The organism is Chitinophaga pendula, from assembly GCF_020386615.1.
GTDB lineage: Bacteria > Bacteroidota > Bacteroidia > Chitinophagales > Chitinophagaceae > Chitinophaga > Chitinophaga pendula.
In genome coordinates this window covers 4,140,091-4,157,661 of sequence record NZ_CP077769.1, presented here as the reverse complement: position 1 = coordinate 4,157,661, position 17,571 = coordinate 4,140,091, and the positions used below count along the sequence as shown (strand labels likewise).

The 17,571-nt window shown below is 48.0% G+C and carries 17 protein-coding genes and 1 tRNA gene; 11 read left to right on the top strand and 7 right to left on the bottom strand.

Going from position 1 to position 17,571, the window contains the following annotated elements; all coding sequences use genetic code 11:
- Positions 1 to 28 precede the first annotated feature (28 nt).
- Positions 29 to 1,345 (bottom strand): 4Fe-4S dicluster domain-containing protein, encoded by a 1,317-nt coding sequence (locus KTO58_RS14525; protein WP_095838672.1) that lies wholly within the window; start codon positions 1,343 to 1,345, stop codon positions 29 to 31.
- A gap of 134 nt (positions 1,346 to 1,479) precedes the next feature.
- Between KTO58_RS14525 and KTO58_RS14520 the strand changes: the two genes are divergently transcribed.
- Positions 1,480 to 1,977, top strand: a complete 498-nt coding sequence (locus KTO58_RS14520) for a phosphoribosyltransferase family protein (protein WP_095838673.1) — start codon at positions 1,480 to 1,482, stop codon at positions 1,975 to 1,977.
- Here the strand turns inward: KTO58_RS14520 and KTO58_RS14515 are convergent, their stop codons facing one another.
- Positions 1,978 to 2,913 carry a DUF2279 domain-containing protein gene (locus KTO58_RS14515; RefSeq protein WP_095838674.1) on the bottom strand — a complete coding sequence of 312 codons (936 nt, stop codon included), beginning with the start codon at positions 2,911 to 2,913 and terminating at the stop codon, positions 1,978 to 1,980.
- Between the two features lie 132 nt (positions 2,914 to 3,045).
- Positions 3,046 to 4,767, bottom strand: coding sequence for a phospho-sugar mutase (locus KTO58_RS14510; RefSeq protein WP_095841557.1), 1,722 nt, complete (start codon positions 4,765 to 4,767; stop codon positions 3,046 to 3,048).
- A 186-nt stretch (positions 4,768 to 4,953) separates the two neighbouring features.
- On the opposite strand from KTO58_RS14510, the gene KTO58_RS14505 reads away from it, so the two are divergent.
- The 3 genes from KTO58_RS14505 (at position 4,954) to KTO58_RS14495 (ending at position 7,146) form a co-directional block, all read left to right on the top strand.
- A complete protein-coding gene (locus tag KTO58_RS14505; RefSeq protein WP_095838675.1) occupies positions 4,954 to 5,610 on the top strand; it encodes a protein-L-isoaspartate(D-aspartate) O-methyltransferase in 657 nt (218 codons plus the stop codon).
- A 22-nt stretch (positions 5,611 to 5,632) separates the two neighbouring features.
- A complete protein-coding gene (locus KTO58_RS14500) occupies positions 5,633 to 6,202 on the top strand; it encodes a Crp/Fnr family transcriptional regulator (protein WP_095838676.1) in 570 nt (189 codons plus the stop codon).
- Positions 6,203 to 6,282: 80 nt separating this feature from the next.
- Positions 6,283 to 7,146 carry an acyl-CoA thioester hydrolase/BAAT C-terminal domain-containing protein gene (locus KTO58_RS14495; protein ID WP_157752946.1) on the top strand — a complete coding sequence of 288 codons (864 nt, stop codon included), beginning with the start codon at positions 6,283 to 6,285 and terminating at the stop codon, positions 7,144 to 7,146.
- Positions 7,147 to 7,198: 52 nt separating this feature from the next.
- Here the strand turns inward: KTO58_RS14495 and KTO58_RS14490 are convergent, their stop codons facing one another.
- The 3 genes from KTO58_RS14490 to KTO58_RS14480 form a co-directional block, all read right to left on the bottom strand.
- Positions 7,199 to 9,730: an outer membrane beta-barrel protein gene (locus KTO58_RS14490; RefSeq protein ID WP_095838678.1), complete on the bottom strand. Its 2,532-nt coding sequence runs from the start codon at positions 9,728 to 9,730 to the stop codon at positions 7,199 to 7,201.
- A 75-nt stretch (positions 9,731 to 9,805) separates the two neighbouring features.
- Positions 9,806 to 12,379, bottom strand: a complete 2,574-nt coding sequence (locus KTO58_RS14485) for a TonB-dependent receptor (RefSeq protein WP_095838679.1) — start codon at positions 12,377 to 12,379, stop codon at positions 9,806 to 9,808.
- Between the two features lie 182 nt (positions 12,380 to 12,561).
- The gene (locus KTO58_RS14480) at positions 12,562 to 13,152 is read right to left on the bottom strand and encodes a DUF445 domain-containing protein (RefSeq protein WP_095838680.1); all 591 of its coding nucleotides are present in this window, start codon (positions 13,150 to 13,152) and stop codon (positions 12,562 to 12,564) included.
- 317 nt (positions 13,153 to 13,469) lie between these two features.
- Here KTO58_RS14480 and KTO58_RS14475 point away from each other — a divergent pair, with 317 nt between their 5' ends.
- On the top strand, positions 13,470 to 13,751 hold the full coding sequence (locus KTO58_RS14475; RefSeq protein WP_198315239.1) for a ubiquitin-like protein: 282 nt from the start codon (positions 13,470 to 13,472) through the stop codon (positions 13,749 to 13,751).
- 46 nt (positions 13,752 to 13,797) lie between these two features.
- Here KTO58_RS14475 and KTO58_RS14470 read toward each other — a convergent pair.
- Positions 13,798 to 13,871: transfer RNA gene (locus KTO58_RS14470), tRNA-His, on the bottom strand.
- 383 nt (positions 13,872 to 14,254) lie between these two features.
- Between KTO58_RS14470 and KTO58_RS14465 the strand changes: the two genes are divergently transcribed.
- The 6 genes from KTO58_RS14465 (at position 14,255) to KTO58_RS14440 (ending at position 17,506) form a co-directional block, all read left to right on the top strand.
- On the top strand, positions 14,255 to 14,434 hold the full coding sequence (locus tag KTO58_RS14465; RefSeq protein ID WP_157752948.1) for a hypothetical protein: 180 nt from the start codon (positions 14,255 to 14,257) through the stop codon (positions 14,432 to 14,434).
- 160 nt (positions 14,435 to 14,594) lie between these two features.
- Positions 14,595 to 14,774, top strand: coding sequence for a ComC/BlpC family leader-containing pheromone/bacteriocin (locus KTO58_RS14460; RefSeq protein ID WP_095838681.1), 180 nt, complete (start codon positions 14,595 to 14,597; stop codon positions 14,772 to 14,774).
- Positions 14,775 to 14,862: 88 nt separating this feature from the next.
- A complete protein-coding gene (locus KTO58_RS14455) occupies positions 14,863 to 15,036 on the top strand; it encodes a hypothetical protein (protein WP_157752949.1) in 174 nt (57 codons plus the stop codon).
- A 452-nt stretch (positions 15,037 to 15,488) separates the two neighbouring features.
- Complete coding sequence (locus KTO58_RS14450; protein WP_095838682.1) at positions 15,489 to 16,697, top strand: hypothetical protein; 1,209 nt, start codon at positions 15,489 to 15,491, stop codon at positions 16,695 to 16,697.
- Between the two features lie 142 nt (positions 16,698 to 16,839).
- Positions 16,840 to 17,175: a sigma factor gene (locus KTO58_RS14445; RefSeq protein WP_095838683.1), complete on the top strand. Its 336-nt coding sequence runs from the start codon at positions 16,840 to 16,842 to the stop codon at positions 17,173 to 17,175.
- Positions 17,176 to 17,188: 13 nt separating this feature from the next.
- On the top strand, positions 17,189 to 17,506 hold the full coding sequence (locus tag KTO58_RS14440) for an alkaline phosphatase family protein (protein WP_095838684.1): 318 nt from the start codon (positions 17,189 to 17,191) through the stop codon (positions 17,504 to 17,506).
- Positions 17,507 to 17,571 lie beyond the last annotated feature (65 nt).

Below are 17,571 nucleotides of genomic sequence, written 5' to 3'. Positions count from 1 at the left end.
GATTTATAATATTAATAGTCCCGGTTGATTAACTTTCTGTAGCCCATCTGTCACGGTCGTCAGGGCTGAACTTCCACGGCGCCATATTGTTCTCAATATTGCTGAACATCATATTCCACTCCTGCGGCGCACTGGATTCCTCCATCACCAGGTGACGACGCAACTGCAGGATAATATGCAACGGATTAATACTTACCGGACACTCCTCCACACAAGCATTACAACTCGTACAGGCCCGCAACTCCTCCTCACTGATGTAATCACGCAACAATGCCTTCCCGTCATCCTGAAAACTACCGTTCTTTTTAATGTTCAACCCCACTTCCTCCGCCCTGTCACGCGTATCCATCATAATCTTACGGGGAGATAACAACTTACCCGTAATATTAGCCGGACATGCCGCCGTACAACGGCCACACTCCGTACAACTATATGCATCCAACAGGTTCTTCCACGTCAGATCCGTAATATCTTTCGCCCCAAACTTCGGCATCGCCGCATCCGCAGGAGCATTCGCTGCCAACTCCGGCTGCAGCATCATCGCTACCTCGTGCTGTACAGCAGGCATATTCTCCATCTTACCCTTCGGACGCAAATCACTGAAATAAGCATTCGGGAACGCCAGTACAATATGCAGGTGCTTCGAATAAGGCAAATAGTTAAGGAACGCCAGTATACCAAGTATATGCAACCACCAGCACGCCCGCTCTATCGCGATCAGCGTACCGTCAGATAAACCGCTCAATAGAAAAGTAAACTGACCCGTCACCCAGAAAGAGCCCGTCACCGTATAATGCTCCACTCCCCTCGATTGTAACACCTGGTCCGCAGTATTCATCGTCAGGAATAACAACATCAGCACAATCTCCGTGATCAGGATATAGTTCGCATCAGAACGCGGCCACCCTTCCAGATCCTTACTCACGAAGCGTTTTAACTTCAATATATTCCTGCGTATCAGAAACACCGCACAACCCAGGATCACCGTCACCGCCAGCAACTCAAAACATCCGATCAACACACCATATAAGCTGCCTATAACAGGAGCGAATAAACGATGCTTGCCGAATATCCCATCCAGTACGATTTCCAGTATCTCAATATTGATAATAAGAAAACCCGCATATACGAAAAAATGCAGCACTGCTACCAGCGGATTCCGGAACATCTTCTTCTGACCAAACGCCAGCAACAACAGATTACGAAAACGCTTACCCGGCTCATCGTTCAACGCAACATCCCTGCCCAACGAGATATTCCGCCATATCTGGCGCGCTTTCCCGGTAAACAGATAGATGCCTGCCCCTAAGGCAATTACAAATAACAGCTCCTGTACTATATTCATATTTCAGATTTGACGGCCTAATTTACGCTTATTGGCAATCTAAATAAAATTTTCATACCATCGTACCACCAAACCCCGCACCCCCATTGAGGAACGACATTAAATCCGTACTTTAGCCGCTCGTAAACCGTTATATGGAAACAAAAAATATCATACTCACAAAAGATATTATCAACAAAAAGATCACCCGTATCGCACACGAGATCTACGAACATAACACCGACGAACAGGAGATCATCCTCGCCGGAATATGGGACCGCGGAGCCATACTCGCCCAGAAGATCGCTGCAATACTCAAAGAGATCGCCCCCTTCCGTATCAGTATCATCCAACTGACTCTCGACAAACAACGTCCCGAAGACGTCTCCCTCTCCCAACAACAAGACTTCAATAATAAAGTCATCATACTCATCGATGATGTGGCCAACTCCGGCCGCACCATGCTGTACGCCCTCAAACCCTTCCTGGATTACCTGCCCAAAAAAATACAAACCGCCGTACTCGTAGATCGCCAGCACAAATCATTTCCCATGTCCGTAGACTTTGTCGGCCATTCACTGGCGACCACCTTGCAGGATATGGTAATGGTAGATGTAGCAGGAGAGGAGATCGTATGCGCTTACCTGGTATGATTAGAATTTTATGGCCTTCACCCGGAAACGCCCGTTAGAAGTAAGCTCCAGCGCAGGAGCCGGTAATTTTACCATATTCAATACGTGGAATAATACCTTCAAACCCTTACTCCGCGTAGGAATACGGGTGAAGTCAATATCAGGAGAAAGATAAAACTGCCGGTAACGGTGTATGTTCTCATAACCCGGCATAGGATGCGCCTCCGTAGGCCAACTCTCCGGCCGCGCACCATACATGTCATCCGCACCATAACCGATCGCAATATTCAACCAACGTGGCAACCGGCTCTCAGGCATAAAAGAAGAAAGATTCACCGACAGCCAGTAAGTCTGCGAATTATAATCCTTCAGCATCCGCCCCATAAAACTATCGCCGAATACCTGCCGGCTCCGCTCTTCCAACACCGGGTCAGGATAACGTCGCGGAAAATAAGAAAACTTCAACTGTATACGCTGCTGATCCCACAACAACTCCTGGCTGATCACCAACCCCGAACCAATCGCATTCGCACCCATATCCCCCCACGAAAATCCCCAGTCCCGCGAATAGCCGTCCAGGATCTCTATCACCGACTGATAAGCAAACCCACTCATCCCGCCGATCCATATCTGCTGCTTCCTCGGCAACCCCGTCCATCGCCACAACTCCCGGCTGTATTTACTCTCCAGGTAAGCACTGAACACATGACCGAACTTATCCATCTGCAACCACTCCCGGTTATCATTAATAAAATGAAAGGAAGATTTCGGATAATCCCGGTACCAAGCCCGGTTAAGCGCCAGCAACGTACCGCCATACAAAGCAGCATTGGCAACACCCATCATCCATACACGCCCCCGTATCGTAGTATCCGGTATATCGAACAACGCCCGCCGCTGACCGGCAACGGTCAGTAAATGAAAAGATAAAAGGAGTGATAATAACATCCTTTTCATAGCTCGCAGGCATGATCAATAAAAAAAGGAAAAACAATGCAGGAAGTCGACAACCGGTCACTACCAGCATCGGCTTGCTGCACCGCCTTTCCTTTTCTCGTGAATAGATAATAATATAAAATCAGTATGACCCTAATTCAGTTTTAGACCGCTGATAATACCTTGTATACGCTGATCCAGCTGTCCATTTACAATATCGAAATGAGCAGCACTATCCAATGGCTGGTGCACACTGAAGTAAAACTTGATCTTAGGCTCCGTTCCGGAAGGACGGGCAGAGATCTTACTACCGTCCGCCAGCACAAACTGTAATACATTCGACTTCGGCAACGCTATCGCTTTCGTCTCGCCGCTCTTCAGATCCTTGATCTGCTGCAACTGGTAATCATACACCGCCACCACCGCAGCTCCGTTGATCTCCGTAGGCGGATTTTCACGGTAACCACGCATCATCTCCGCAATCTCCTCTGCTCCCTTCATACCCTTGCGCGTAATAGAGATCAGGTGCTCCTTGTAGAAACCATATTTTACATAGATATCAATCAGCTGCTCATATAAAGAACGCCCCTGGCTACGCGCAAATGCAGCCATCTCACAGATCATCGCCACAGATGCCACCGCATCCTTGTCACGCACCCTATCTCCAATCATATAACCGTAAGACTCCTCACCACCACAGATGAACTGCTCCTTGCCTTCCTTCTCACGGATCAGCTCAGCAATCCATTTAAACCCAGTCAGCACATTATAACAGGCTACCCCGTTCTTTGCCGCAAATACATCGATAAGATCAGAGGTCACTACCGTCTTACATACATAATCATTCGGTTGCGCCAACCCCTTCTGCTTACGTCCTTCAATAATGTAGTTAAATAACAATACCGCCGTCTGGTTACCATTCAACAGTATCCACTCGCCCTGCAGATCCTTTACCGCAATACCCACCCGGTCAGCATCCGGGTCAGTACCCAACAGGATCGCCGCATCCAGCTCCTTCGCCTTTTTCAGACCCATACTCATCGCTTCCGCTTCCTCCGGATTCGGATATACTACCGTAGGGAAGTTACCGTCAGGAGTAGCCTGCTCCTCCACCACATGCACGTTGGTAAACCCGAAACGTTGCAGTATCTCCGGCACCAGCGTAATACCCGTACCGTGTATAGGTGTGTAGACAATTTTTAGATCATGTTGCGAAGCAATAACATCCGGATGAATGGATAATCCCTTCAAAACCTGCAGGTAAGCCTCATCTTCTGCCTTCCCGATCGACGTGATATTCGCCTCGCCACCACTCCATTTCACCTCATCCACAGAAGAGATCTGCTCTACCTCCCGGATCACATTTTTGTCGTGCGGCGGTATCAACTGCGCCCCGTCATTCCAATAGGCCTTGTAACCATTGTACTCCCGGGGATTATGAGAGGCGGTAAGCACTATACCTCCCTGGCACTGATGATGACGGATAGTAAATGAAAGCTCCGGCGTAGGACGCAAACTTTCAAACAACAACACCTTAATACCATTGGCAGCCATCACATTAGCAGCCACCTCCGCAAAATAACGGCTGTTATTACGGCTGTCATGCGCGATCGCTATCTTCACTTCCCCGTCAAATGCCTGACGCAGGTAGTTAGCAAACCCCTGGGTTGCCATACCCACCGTATACTTATTCATACGGTTAGTACCCACACCCATAATCCCCCGCAAACCTCCAGTACCAAATTCAAGATTACGGTAAAAGGCATCAGCCAGCTCTTCGGGGCGTTGTTGCAGGTCTTTTACAGCAGCGACAGTGTCAGCGTCAAATTGCCCGCTCAACCACTGCGCTACTTTGCTTTCAATATTAATATCCATAATGATTAGTATGTTTATCAGTCCCTTGAATCTAAAAGGAGCTGTAAAGTAATAACAAAATTGCAAATGTCTGAAATCCACTAAAATTATACCATATACCGCATTAGCCCCCTCCCGGCCTCCGTGTGAATAAATCAAGTATTCCACAATAGCGGTAAAATCAAGGGTATTGGTTATTTTTGCTACATGAGGCGGTATGAAGACAGCTATAAGCAAAAAGGTTTACGTAAACAACTGGTAGACACTATCCGGCAAAAAGGCATCACGGACGAACAAGTTTTGGCCGCCATCGGCAATATCCCCCGCCACTACTTCCTCGATACCGCCTTCGATGGCATCGCCTACGAAGACCGCGCCTTCCCAATAGGAGAAGGCCAAACCATCTCACAACCTTATACCGTCGCCTATCAAACACAACTGCTGGAAATCAAACCCTTCGAAAAAGTACTCGAAATAGGTACCGGCAGCGCCTACCAGGCCTGCGTACTGGCAGAACTGAAAGCCAACGTCTTCACCATCGAAAGACAAAAGAAACTCTTCGAAACAGTCCGCCAGTTCCCCTTCAAATCAAGGTACCCCACCATCCGGTTCTTCTACGGCGATGGCTACGAAGGACTGCCCACTTACGCCCCCTTCGATAAAGTACTCGTCACCGCAGCAGCCCCGCAGATACCGGAAAAACTCCTCCAACAACTCAAAATAGGAGGAAAAATGGTCATCCCCGTCGGCGGCCAGGACGTACAACGCATGCTACGCATCATCAAAGTAGGCGAAAATGAATTCGACCAGGAAATGTTCGACAACTTCTCCTTCGTCCCCATGCTCGCCGGCAAAAGCAGCTAATCACCTCATACCACCCCCGATTATGGACCAGTCCCTCATCAGGCACTTCGAATCCTATATCAAACTCAACGACAACCTACTCGATGCACTCGAGGCCCGACTGCATATCCGCACCTTCAAAAAAAAGGAGATCGTTCACCACGCCGATAACATCTGTACCAAAAGCTATTTCATCCTCCAGGGCCTCATGAGGACCTACTTCCTCAAAGATGGCAAAGAAATAACCGAATATTTCCTCGCAGAACACGAATGGGTCAACTCCCCCCGCAGCATGATCCAACGTACCACCGACATCTATTATATAGATACCATCGAACCCACCACCGTCGCCTGCCTGCAAGTCGATGACCTCGGATACCTCTTCGACAACTTCCCCGAAATGGAAAAATATGCCCGCCTATCCATGGGCAGCGTATTCGGACACCTCATGGAACGCATCACCTCCATCCGGTTCACCTCCGCCCGCGAAAGATATGACCACTTCTGCCGCATCTACCACGACGTATACCACCGCATCCCCCTCGGCATGATCGCCTCCTACCTCGGCATCAGCCAGGAAACACTCAGCCGCATCCGCGCCGGCAAAGAATAATAACCCTCCCCCCGCATTATTTGATCCAGGTCAAAAATATTCCTCCCCATTCATACCACCTTTACAGTAAATAAATGGATATGAATACCAACTATCGTCTTTACCCGTACCTGATTGCCTGCCTCCTCCTGATCTGCTGCTCCCTTACTGCCACCGCCCAGATCATACTGAATACCCCCTATACCGATACCCGCCTGTACCTCGGCGATGGCAACAAACAACCCCTGATCGTCGGCCTCGGTGGATCCGAAGGAGGCAACGCCTGGACCAGCAACCACTGGCGCACCGTCAGAGAACAATTTCTGCAGAAAGGATACGCCTTCCTGGCCATCGGCTACTTCCGGGCGAAAAATGCACCCGATACCCTCGACCAGGTATCCATAAACGCCGTACACAATGCCATCCTCACCGCCACAAAAGATCCGCATATCGATGCTTCCCGCATCGCCGTCATCGGTGGCTCCAGAGGAGGAGACCTCGCCTTACTCCTCGCTAGCTATTTTAAAGATATCCACTGCGTAGTCGCCGTCGTCGCCAGCAGCGTCGTATTCCCCGGACATACCAGCCACTTCACTACCCCGGCATGGTCATATAATAACCAGCCATTACCCTTCGTCCCCGTCAACGAAGCCGCCGTACCCTTCCTCATGAAAGGCAACCTCCGCGAAACATTCCGCACCATGCTCACCGATACCGCCGCCGCCACAAAAGCGGCCATAAAAGTCGAACAGATCAATGGCCCCGTCCTCTTCCTCTCCGCCACCAACGACGAATTCTGCCCTTCCACCCCCATGGCCGAAAGTATGATGGCCCGCCTCGACTCCCATCACTTCCCCCATCCCCACCAGCACATCCCGGTAGAAGGCCGGCATGCCGCCCCCCTACAACAGTTCGATCAAGTATTCACCTTCCTGCAACAACATTTCCCGGCCGTCTCACAGTAAACAACTCATTATCAGACAACAAAAAAGCAGGCACTCCGCCTGCTTCACTTACTTATAACCTGCCATGACCTTGCCCCTTTGGCGCCTCCTCCGGTTCCTTCTCTTTCTCCTTGTCATCCTCCTCCACCGTATGCTTTTTCCGCTTGAAAAGGTTAGGATCCATCTTCCCGAAACGATACCGCACATTGAATCGTATAAAACGTGTCGTCCGCTTACGGTCGTAATCCTGTATAAAAGTAGGCGTCACATAATGCGAATTATACTGCTGCGTATTAAACACATCCGAAATATTCAGGGAAAGCGCCAACGCATTATTTTTTAGCAGCTCCTTCCGGATGCCCATATCCACCCCGTTCATCGCCTTAAAAGTACCTTGCGGCTGCACCCGCGGCGAACGGTAATGCCCGTTCACCTGCAGACTGAAACGTGCCGGTAGCCGCACCTGGCTGTTCAACGTCAACCCATACCCGAAATTCTCATTACTGATATTGGCAGCACCAGTCAGCCGGCTATACTCCAGGTTCAGATTCGCCGTCACATTCCATCCCTTTATCACCCGCATCCGGTACATCAGGTTCGCCCCCCAGTCTTTGTCCGTACTCAGGTTCATCGGCCGGGTGGTCGTCACCCCCGTCGTCGTATCCAACACACTGATACGGTCTATATCGCCATTCGTCTGCGAATAATATACCCCCGCATTCAGGAAATTACTACGCTTCGGATAATACCGCGAATAGTTCAACTCAAACTTATGCGTCAGCGCAGGCCGCAACTCCGGATTGCCCGTACGAATATTCTGCGGGTCCGAGTTGTTGATATAAGGTAATAACTGGTCAAAGTTCGGCCGGTCTACCCGCGTTGCATAATTTAATACCAGGCTCTGGTTTTGGTTGTTAGGCAGATTGTACTTTAAGAACACACTGGGAAATACATTGAAGAACCGGTTGTTTACAGACGTATCCCGGGTAAAGGAATATCCCTTCAGATAGGCTTGCTCTACCCGCACCCCCACCTGGTATCCCAATTGGCCGATCGCATTGGCAACATTCGCATACGCCCCGTACACTCGCTCCTTGTATGAATAGGTATTGGACAGTCGCAAACTCTTTTCATACTGCCCCAGATCCCAGTTGTATAAAGAAGCATGGTAGTCATTATCATTGGTGCGCGCCGTCATCTTCATCCCGGTTTCAAACTTCCCCTTTTTACCGAAAGGCGTCGTATAGTCCGCCTGCCCATTCCAAAAACGGTTACCGCTGATACCCCGGTTCTGTTGCTGGTTCGGCCGGTCCTGCTGGCTGCCGTCCGCCCGAAAATACTGCGTATGATACTCACTGCGGTTATCGCCGCTGTTATCACTGTAGCTCACATACGCCGTCAACTCCTCGTTCGCACGGTCCGTCGTATGACGAAAATTCAAACTGGTATTATAGTTCCAGCTTCCATTATCACCGCTGTTCTCCCGGTTGCCGGATCGTAACCTGCTGTATTTAGCATCCCGGTAGTCCAGTAATATCTCATCCGTATTGTCGCTGATGTTCCGGTTAATGCCTTGCGACAAGGTGATCGTATTATAGTCATCCAGGAAATAATCAAACCCCAGCCGCCCTCCATGACTCTGGCTGCTGTTCCGGTTACGGCTATCCTGCGAAAAGAAATAAGTAGCTGCCGTATCCGCTACCAGGTTCTGCCGCTGACTATACCCGTTACCGCGTACATCCCCGTATCGCCCGTTGTAATTCCCGAAAATGTTGATCCGCTTCAATCGCAGGTTCGCATTCGCACCCCCGCTCAACTGCCCCGGAGCCGCCGCCCCGGCATTGAACATCACATTGTAACCGATCGCCTTATCCTTCTTCAGCACGATATTGATAATACCTCCGCCACCTTGCGCCTCGAACTTGGCAGATGGATTGGTGATCACCTCCACCCGGTCTATACTCTCCGCAGGTATCATCTGCAACGCCGTACGGGCGTCCCCGAAAGGAGAGGGCTTACCGTCTACATAAATGGTTACCCCCTTCCCTCGCAATGAAATATTATCATCAATGTCCACCTCCACACTGGGAATGTTTTTCATGACATCCGCCGCCGTCCCGCCGTCCGCCGTCAGCATCGCACCGGCATCAAATACCTGCCGGTCTATCTGCATAGAAAAGGCGGGCTTTTCTCCCTTCACCTCCACCGCTTCCAGCGTCTTACCACTGGCCTGCAGCCGTAAAGTACCCATATACGCCACCGCCTTACCTGCCACCACCTTCACCGCCCGGTCCAGCCGGTCATAACCCATAAAGGTCACCCGCGCCACATAAGTGCCGGGACCAATACCGTTGAAACGAAAATTACCGTCAGAAGGAGTATACATACCTTTTATAATAGCCGAATCAGCACCGAGTAATACCACCGATGCATATTCAATGGGTTTACCACTGGCATCATCGACCACCTTACCATTCACCTGCAAAGTAGTCCGCATAGCGGGGATCGTATCCGTTGAAAAAGTGCCGGCACGCACGCCGGATTGAGACATGCCTGGTATGCACAGGCATAAAATACCGCTGGTCAGCAATAGGATGGACCGCATCACGTGGAAAGATTTTGGTTGCGCATATAGTGGAAAAAAAACGGCAGCCCTGGGAAGGAGCTGCCGGCTGCTATCTTAGAAGCCTTGTCCGCCTTCCATACTGTTCTGCATCCCCTCTCGCTCCGCCTTCAGGTTCTTACGTTTGAAGATCTGCGCATCAAACTTCCCGAAACGATAACTGAAGTTCAACCGCACAATACGGGACTCACGCTTACGGATATAATCTTGTGCAAACTGCGGCGTAGTCTGATCCAGCTGTATCTGACGCGTATTAAATACGTCAGACAACGCCAGCGTCAGCGATGCCGCCTTGTTTTTCAGGAAATCCTTGCGAACAGCCATATCCACCGTACTGAATCCTTTAATAGTACCTTGCGCAGTAGTAGGTACCATATTGAATCCACCACCACGACCACCTCCCTGGCTACCTGCCGGCAAAGCGATCGCCGGCGCCTGGTAAGTGCCGTTCACCTGGATCGTAAAGTTGGCAGGCAGCTTCACCTCAGAGTTCAACTTCGCCATCCAGGAAAAACCGTTATTCTTAAAATCACCTTCATTACTCTTCACCGTCAGGTTGGTCTGGTAAAGATTCACATTGGAGGTCAGATCCCATCCCTTCACAATCGTATTTTTCAACGTCAGCTCCGCACCATAGGAATTGTTCTTGTCCGCATTCACAAACGTAGACAACAGCGTATCCTTACCAATCGGCGTACTAAGCGTAGAAATCAGGTTGTTGGTATTACGGTAGTAAATAGACGCCAGAAAATTACCGGCTTTAAAGTTCTTCGCATAAGAAAACTCCAGACTGTTCGTATACTCCGGCTTAAGATTAGGATTACCTTCCCGCTGGTTCTGCGGATCACTGTAGTCCCGGTAAGGAATCAGCTGGAAGAAGTTAGGCCGCGTTACTCGACGGGAATAGTTCAACTGCAACTCCTGGTCCTTCTTCAACTTCTGAGACAAATACACACTGGGGAAGAAACCTGGCGCTGCCTTCGTCGGCTTGAAGGTCTTACCTTCACTGGGGATCTCCCCGGAATAAATATATTGCTCCACACGCAAACCTGCCTGGTAACCAAAACTTCCCATCGTATTGGCAAAGTTGGCATAACCGGCATAGATCTGCTCCTTGTATTTATAATCGTTAGACAACAGGTTGTTAAACACAAATCCACCCGTATTGTCCTGGTCATATACATTGAAGTTACTGGTGTAATCACGGATAGTCGCCTTAGCGCCGGCTTCCAGCTTACCATTCTTACCAATTGGGTTCACATAGTCCGTCTGCGCCGTCAGAAAAGTAGTCTTACCGTCCCCATTGTTATTCTGCAGAATAGGATTGCCGATCGGCTGCTGCTGCGAATTTTTATTCTGGGTCACGTAATTCCCGTCACGGTCATTACTACTGCGGTTATAACTGAAATCTGCCGTCCACTCCTGGTTAGGTTTCGCAAAAGTATGTTTGAAGCCCACCTGCGTAGTATAGTTCCTGAATTTGAAATCCCCGTTGTTGACACGGTCATTCGCCGTCTGCAATTGCTTGCTGCTGTTTAGGAACTCACTACCCAGATCCTCGAATACACTAAACTTACCAGCCACAATGTTCTGCGACACAGAAAGCGTATTACGGTTATCCAGGTAATAGTCCAACCCAAATCGGCCAAACTGGAACTGCGCTCCGTTACGGCTCTCACTCACCTGACGCAGATAGTTCGTATCCGTAGGTACACCGTTCACCCGGTTAAAATTACTGCGGTTAGTAGTACCGTCACCCCAGAAACGGGACGCATTGAAGTTGTAATTCGCAAATACATTGAACTTACCTTGCCGTACATTAATATTACCGCCGGCATTGTACTTGTCATTATTACCAACACCTCCCATGATCATACCGTTGATACCGGCACGTTTGTTCTTCTTTAACACAATATTCAGAATACCTGCCATCCCCTCCGCATCATACTTGGCAGATGGATTCGTGATCAACTCCACACTCTCGATCGCATCCGCCGGTATCTGATCCAACGTAAGGGTAGAGGGCTTACCGTCCACAAACACAGTAGGAGAGGCGTTACGTACCTTGATATTACCGTCTATATCCACATTCACCGCCGGGATATTTTTTAATATATCCGTAGCAGTACCCCCAGCACTTACCAAATTACGCTCTACATTAAACACCTTCTTATCAATACCCATAGTAAATGCACTCTTCTGACCGGTTACTTCCACCGCAGACAGGTTAGATACATTCGCCTGTAATTTAATATTACCCAGGTCCTGGTCATAAGCCTGAGGTGTAATGGTCACCCGCTTGATGACCGTCTTATAACCCATGAAATTAATACGCATAATCATCGGACCAAATGGCAGGTGCTCAATACTGAAATCACCATTGCTCTTACTGAGCATACCGCCGATAACACTGGAATCTTTTAAACGGAGTAAGGCAACCGATGCATACTCCACCGGCTTACCAGTGCTCGCATCTATCAGTTTACCAAACACATGACCTATTTGTGGGATACTTTGGGGCTTGGCAGCTCCTGGCTTCGCTCCCCCCGGAGGTATAACAGGGACTTGCGCAAACGCGTAATTACAGCATGCCAGCAACGCGGACGCCAGCAATACATAGCATTTTCTCATCAGAAAGAATTTTGGACCATTCTATTTAGGGTACAAATCTATTACATAGATATACGCTCGGCCGCTTTTTATGATGAAAGGGCCTAAATTCCTTAGGAAACCGGCAAAATAACCGGTAAAAGGTCTTAACAGTAATTAACAATCCCTTACCAGACTTGTTTAAAAAGGGACACAACAGGGAATTAACGCGTCATCAGCAACTGTATCAAACCAATCACAAAACCTAACACACCGCCAATGATCTCCACAAAACGGAACTCCTTCGACATAATACCTTGCAGTATCTGCTCCAGCTTGTCAGAAGAAAAATTACTTACCTTTTCTGTTACAATACGCTCCAGGTCCAGCTCACTCTGCGTATTCTGCAAATACTGATCGATCATCTTAGGGAAAAGACTATCCAACTCCGCCACCAATACCGTCTTGATCTGGTTGATCGTACTGTCACCAATAAACATCGCCAACACCGGCATCGCCTGTGGCAGCTTGTTACGCAGGAAATGATCCAGGTGCTCCTCCACCATCGGAATGATGTTTTTGACCTTCTCCGGATCAGTCAGCTTAACACGGATATCTTCAAAAGACAACAACTCGTCCGCCACCAGCTTCCCCAATTTCTCCGCAAACTGCCGCTGCCGCTTCGGGAAAATACCCTGCAACACAAATGGACCGATCTTCACCGGCAACTTCGGATGAAACAACATCTTGATGGCAATCCAGTTAGTAAACCAACCAATAAAAGCAGAAATAAAAGGAATCAGATATACAGACATCGCACCTGGCTTTGTATCAACAAAAAAAGAAGCGCAAAGAAACACCAAAAAACTGAATGTCGCAACGATAACCATCCCCCAGGATTGTAGTACTCGCCAGCACAAACAACAAATGGAAGTCATAGCAAACACTTTTATTAGCGCCTATACTCTCAAAAATAAGATTTTAATTAGTTGATTATTAATAAATTAATCTTTTTTGAAAGATCGTCCTGTTGGTTTGCAAGACACCTAAGATCACATCGCTCCCGTAGCAATCTGAACAGCTATTGCAGTAAGTATACCTTATTTTGTCACTCACCAAGTAACCCCTTATTATGAAAATTAAAGCTATTGTAGCCTTGACATTCCTCTGCCTGTTAAGCCTTCAGACATTCGCTATGCAGATCTATGTGAAAATACTTAAAGGAAAAACAATTACGCTGGAAGTATCAATAAGCGATACTATTGACACCGTTAAGATGAAAATCAAAGACGTAGAAGGTATTGACCCTTCTAACCAACTATTGATCTTCGCAGGTAAGCAATTGGAGGATGGCCGCACTTTAAGCGACTACAATATCCAGGCCGGTAGCACAATACAGCTGGTAACACGATGAGGACAATGAAAAAAGGCTTCCTTGCAGAAGCCTTTTTATTTCCCTGGGTGATTGAGGGGTTTCGAACCCCCGACCCTCAGAACCACAATCTGATGCTCTAACCAACTGAGCTACAACCACCGTATTCGTTTGTTGGGAGTGCAAAGTTAACATAAATCATTTTCAATTTCCAAATGTCTTTTAATATTTTTTTAAAAAAAGTTCGGCAACCAGCTTAATGCCATCTCTTTACATCTCATCTTATATCTCATCCGGCAATTAATAATACCTCCTTTCCCATAGTTGAGGTATATCATCCCTATACTTTAAGTCACTTTTCCCCCACAGTAATACAACTGCGGCTAGATTGCACACCGCCTTACTATTTTCACAACGCAAAATCTACCTCGAAACCGGCAAATTATAAGTCCAGGTAGTACACGCTATCCCGCCAGATAACCCAAAGCCCGCCAGCTCGTATATCACCCTGCTTTTATTTTAAACCATAACCAAAACGTTCCATTATGAAAAAGATGACAGGAAATTTCCACTCGCTGGCGCGGACAGATCTTAAAGCCATCAAAGGTGGCGGTATCGCAAAAGCAGCAGAATTCTGCAACGGCCTTAGATGTACTCCTGGCAACGAACAACATTGCATTCGCCGAGGTTGCTCCTGCATAGGCACCTCCTGCAGATTCGTGTAACTGTCACCGCTGGCAAACACCGGCATCACAACCGGCAAACTGACCAGCACTTTCAGGAAACGGGAAAGAAACCGCCACTTCCCGTTATCCCCTCCCCAGACAATACATCAACAACTAGTACACATCTTGTCTCAATATTTAATAACCGCAAAACCGCTACATGAAAAAGAAAACCCAATTTGAAAAAATCACCCGTACCCAACTCAAAAAAATCAAAGGTGGAGGTACCGTCATGAAAACAATGCGCTCCTGCGGCCCCAGCTGCACAACCGCAGAAAACGTCCTGTTTTGTTTCGAACAGGGCTGCGGTTGCTACGGCACCTACTGTGCATTTAACTAAAACCAGGAAAATATACCGGCTTATCTCCCCGTATCAATTCCTGCCCCTTCTTTTATAACCCCCTTTTTAACCTCCCAAAACAATAAGTATGAAAAAAATATCCACATTCAAATCCTTGTCCCGCAAGGACCTCACTGCTATTAAAGGTGGCGGTAACATCATGAAACTGAGAAGCTCCTGCGGCCCCAACTGTAAGAATTCCAACAAATGCAGCAATATGGAAGGCTGTTTCTGCGACGGCGAATTCTGCGGATTTCTCTAACCTCATCCCTCATTGGCATACCGGCTACACCCGGTATGCCTTCTCCCATATTAAAGCCCCCCTTAGTCATAAGATCATCATAAACCCGGCTTTAACGAAATTTTTATACCCACCCCTCCAACCACGGATCACCCCTGCCTCCATGATAACCAATACGCCGGGTATAGCTACTTATGCTAATGTATCCCCGGCACGCCTAACGCTCCCCAAACGCTTGGATGGCTCAAAGAAAAGGGGTATCTTTGCACACTCTCCCATTAAATTCCCAATTTCATAAGTTATTGAAAATCAGCATGCATTTAGGCAGGCTGAGCGCCTATGCTTATACAGTTACCGGTCACCCACGCCCGCTCATTAGTAAAGCGGAAAAATACGGCAGACAGGACCATAAGAATGATCAAAAGCGCAATTAATCTTAGGTTAATATATTCTAATAATTAATAATTAAACACATGGACCGGCTAAAACTGAAACTACAGGAATATTATCAGCGGCGCCAGCAAGTGGAGCTGCGGGAAAAGACCAGCAGAGGAAATACTGCGCAGGAGGAAGTGCTGGATATGGAAAATGATATACTCTCCCAGTTTGGATTACCAGCCTCCAAGCGGTTTGTACAGATCCTCCATGATTTTGTCAACCACAGCCAGGTCAATGATCAACTGCTAGACTATGTCAGCAAAAAATTGCGCGCTGCTGCACGCAAATACCTGCTGTCACCCGTCGTATCAGATGTAGACCTGCTCAACCAGGCAGTAGAAACAAAACGTAGCCCGTACGACCTGCTCCCCGAACTGGGATACAACGTACACGAATACGCCGTCTTCCTCGTAGGTGAACTGCTCTATAAAAGAAATATGAGCGCCTCCGATATCCTCGACGAACTGAAAAAAGCACAACACTTTAACAGCTGGGACGATATCACCGTCATCAATGGCATACATAACTATACCACCCACGAACTATACGCCCAGCTCAAAAAACAGGAACTGCGTTTCGTAGACGACTTCGTCCAATTCAACCACCGCCAGCAAAACACGAAAGTCACCAACAAACGCACCATCCCGGCCATCGAAGGATATCAACCAAACTACAAGACCATCACCAAAGTACAGGTCGAAGATATCATGTTCGATGACCAAACAACACCTAGCCTCATCGGTAAAGTCAGAACCAATGGACGCCTCACCCGTATCACCATCGGCCTCGAATTCTCCGAACTCAATCAGATACTTATGAGCAGCGGCGAACTGGGAATAGAGATCAGCAACAATATCAAAAAACGACTGACCAAACAGCCCTCCGCCACCGCTCCAACAGTCATCGATATACGTAGCGAATACGGACAGGTGCTCAAACTCGACAACGTATACCTCGAAGTATACAAACCTCAACACAGAGAAGGACAGAAATGGGTGGAAGACAAAGACAACTTCTACTTCGTAGATAAAATATTGTCTAAAAAAGAATTCGACAAAAAAAGCAAAGAAGAAGAAGTAAAACAGAAAATACAGGAATGCCTCGAACTCATAGGTGGCTCCTTCGTATACTACCAACGCCTCAGACGCCTCGGTATCACCGACGAAGAAGCTAAACTTCGCGCAGGCCTCCAGGATGAACTGCTGTTCAAATTGTCCGGATTCCTCAATAAACTAAAAGACTAACATTTTTCCCGCTCTGAACATCAAGGGCGGCTTCCATCTCAAAACGGAAGCCGCCCTTTCCTTTTACATCGCCCCAATTTAATAATGGCTTAACATCACCACCCTATCTTTGCCCTCACGCTGGGGATAGCAACAATACCTGATGGAAGATTTTTCTCACCTCGATATACTGATCACTAAATGGCTGAATGAGGGCGACCTGCATTTCAAAGCCGTATTCGATCATTGTTACCCTCGCATACTCCAATATGCCACAGCATTCATCTCCGATCAACTACTACGCGAAGAACTAGCCATGAACGTCCTCCTCAAAATATGGCGCCTCAAAGAAAAGATCAATCACCTCGATGACCTCAACAACTACTTCTTCATCATGATGCGCAATGAAGTGATCAGCCACCTCCGCAAAAAGAAACATGATACCATACCCACACTCCCCGATAACGTATCAAACACTATATCCCATCAGCAGCTATAAAGAAAGTGGCGACATGAAATTATCCTTCGCAGCTTCGCTGAATGAAAAAATACAGGCACAGTTCTGTATCGCTAATGCTATCAGCACAGATCAGAAAGCACAGATATATCTGAACAGACCTGCCATCACCGCCGCAAAAGGAGAGGAGATCGCCATCGAACGTTTTATCATCCGCGAACTGCGCAACTATCCGCATATCGCCGATGCCATCAGCGTACAACAAGGCCAGCTGGCAACACTGCCTGCTCCTTTTAATAAAATGTTCATCAATGGCTGCAACGGCAAACGTAGCGGAGATATATTCATCATCACCGCACCTACCTCCCCGTAGCGATCACAGACATCGCACCCACCTTAGCCGCATTCCCGCAAATACAAATGCCCTCCGGCAGCATC

Bases quoted from the DNA above. Each gene is read 5' to 3' on its own strand.
- KTO58_RS14445 (WP_095838683.1), top strand. From the start codon at position 16,840: ATGGAAGATTTTTCTCACCTCGATATACTGATCACTAAATGGCTGAAT.
- KTO58_RS14525 (WP_095838672.1), bottom strand. From the start codon at position 1,345: ATGAATATAGTACAGGAGCTGTTATTTGTAATTGCCTTAGGGGCAGGC.
- KTO58_RS14500 (WP_095838676.1), top strand. From the start codon at position 5,633: ATGGACCAGTCCCTCATCAGGCACTTCGAATCCTATATCAAACTCAAC.
- KTO58_RS14480 (WP_095838680.1), bottom strand. From the start codon at position 13,152: ATGTCTGTATATCTGATTCCTTTTATTTCTGCTTTTATTGGTTGGTTT.
- KTO58_RS14510 (WP_095841557.1), bottom strand. From the start codon at position 4,767: ATGGATATTAATATTGAAAGCAAAGTAGCGCAGTGGTTGAGCGGGCAA.
- KTO58_RS14495 (WP_157752946.1), top strand. From the start codon at position 6,283: ATGAATACCAACTATCGTCTTTACCCGTACCTGATTGCCTGCCTCCTC.
- KTO58_RS14455 (WP_157752949.1), top strand. From the start codon at position 14,863: ATGAAAAAAATATCCACATTCAAATCCTTGTCCCGCAAGGACCTCACT.
- KTO58_RS14440 (WP_095838684.1), top strand. From the start codon at position 17,189: ATGAAATTATCCTTCGCAGCTTCGCTGAATGAAAAAATACAGGCACAG.
- KTO58_RS14460 (WP_095838681.1), top strand. From the start codon at position 14,595: ATGAAAAAGAAAACCCAATTTGAAAAAATCACCCGTACCCAACTCAAA.
- KTO58_RS14490 (WP_095838678.1), bottom strand. From the start codon at position 9,730: ATGCGGTCCATCCTATTGCTGACCAGCGGTATTTTATGCCTGTGCATA.
- KTO58_RS14485 (WP_095838679.1), bottom strand. From the start codon at position 12,379: ATGAGAAAATGCTATGTATTGCTGGCGTCCGCGTTGCTGGCATGCTGT.
- KTO58_RS14465 (WP_157752948.1), top strand. From the start codon at position 14,255: ATGAAAAAGATGACAGGAAATTTCCACTCGCTGGCGCGGACAGATCTT.
- KTO58_RS14520 (WP_095838673.1), top strand. From the start codon at position 1,480: ATGGAAACAAAAAATATCATACTCACAAAAGATATTATCAACAAAAAG.
- KTO58_RS14475 (WP_198315239.1), top strand. From the start codon at position 13,470: ATGAAAATTAAAGCTATTGTAGCCTTGACATTCCTCTGCCTGTTAAGC.
- KTO58_RS14515 (WP_095838674.1), bottom strand. From the start codon at position 2,913: ATGAAAAGGATGTTATTATCACTCCTTTTATCTTTTCATTTACTGACC.
- KTO58_RS14450 (WP_095838682.1), top strand. From the start codon at position 15,489: ATGGACCGGCTAAAACTGAAACTACAGGAATATTATCAGCGGCGCCAG.
- KTO58_RS14505 (WP_095838675.1), top strand. From the start codon at position 4,954: ATGAGGCGGTATGAAGACAGCTATAAGCAAAAAGGTTTACGTAAACAA.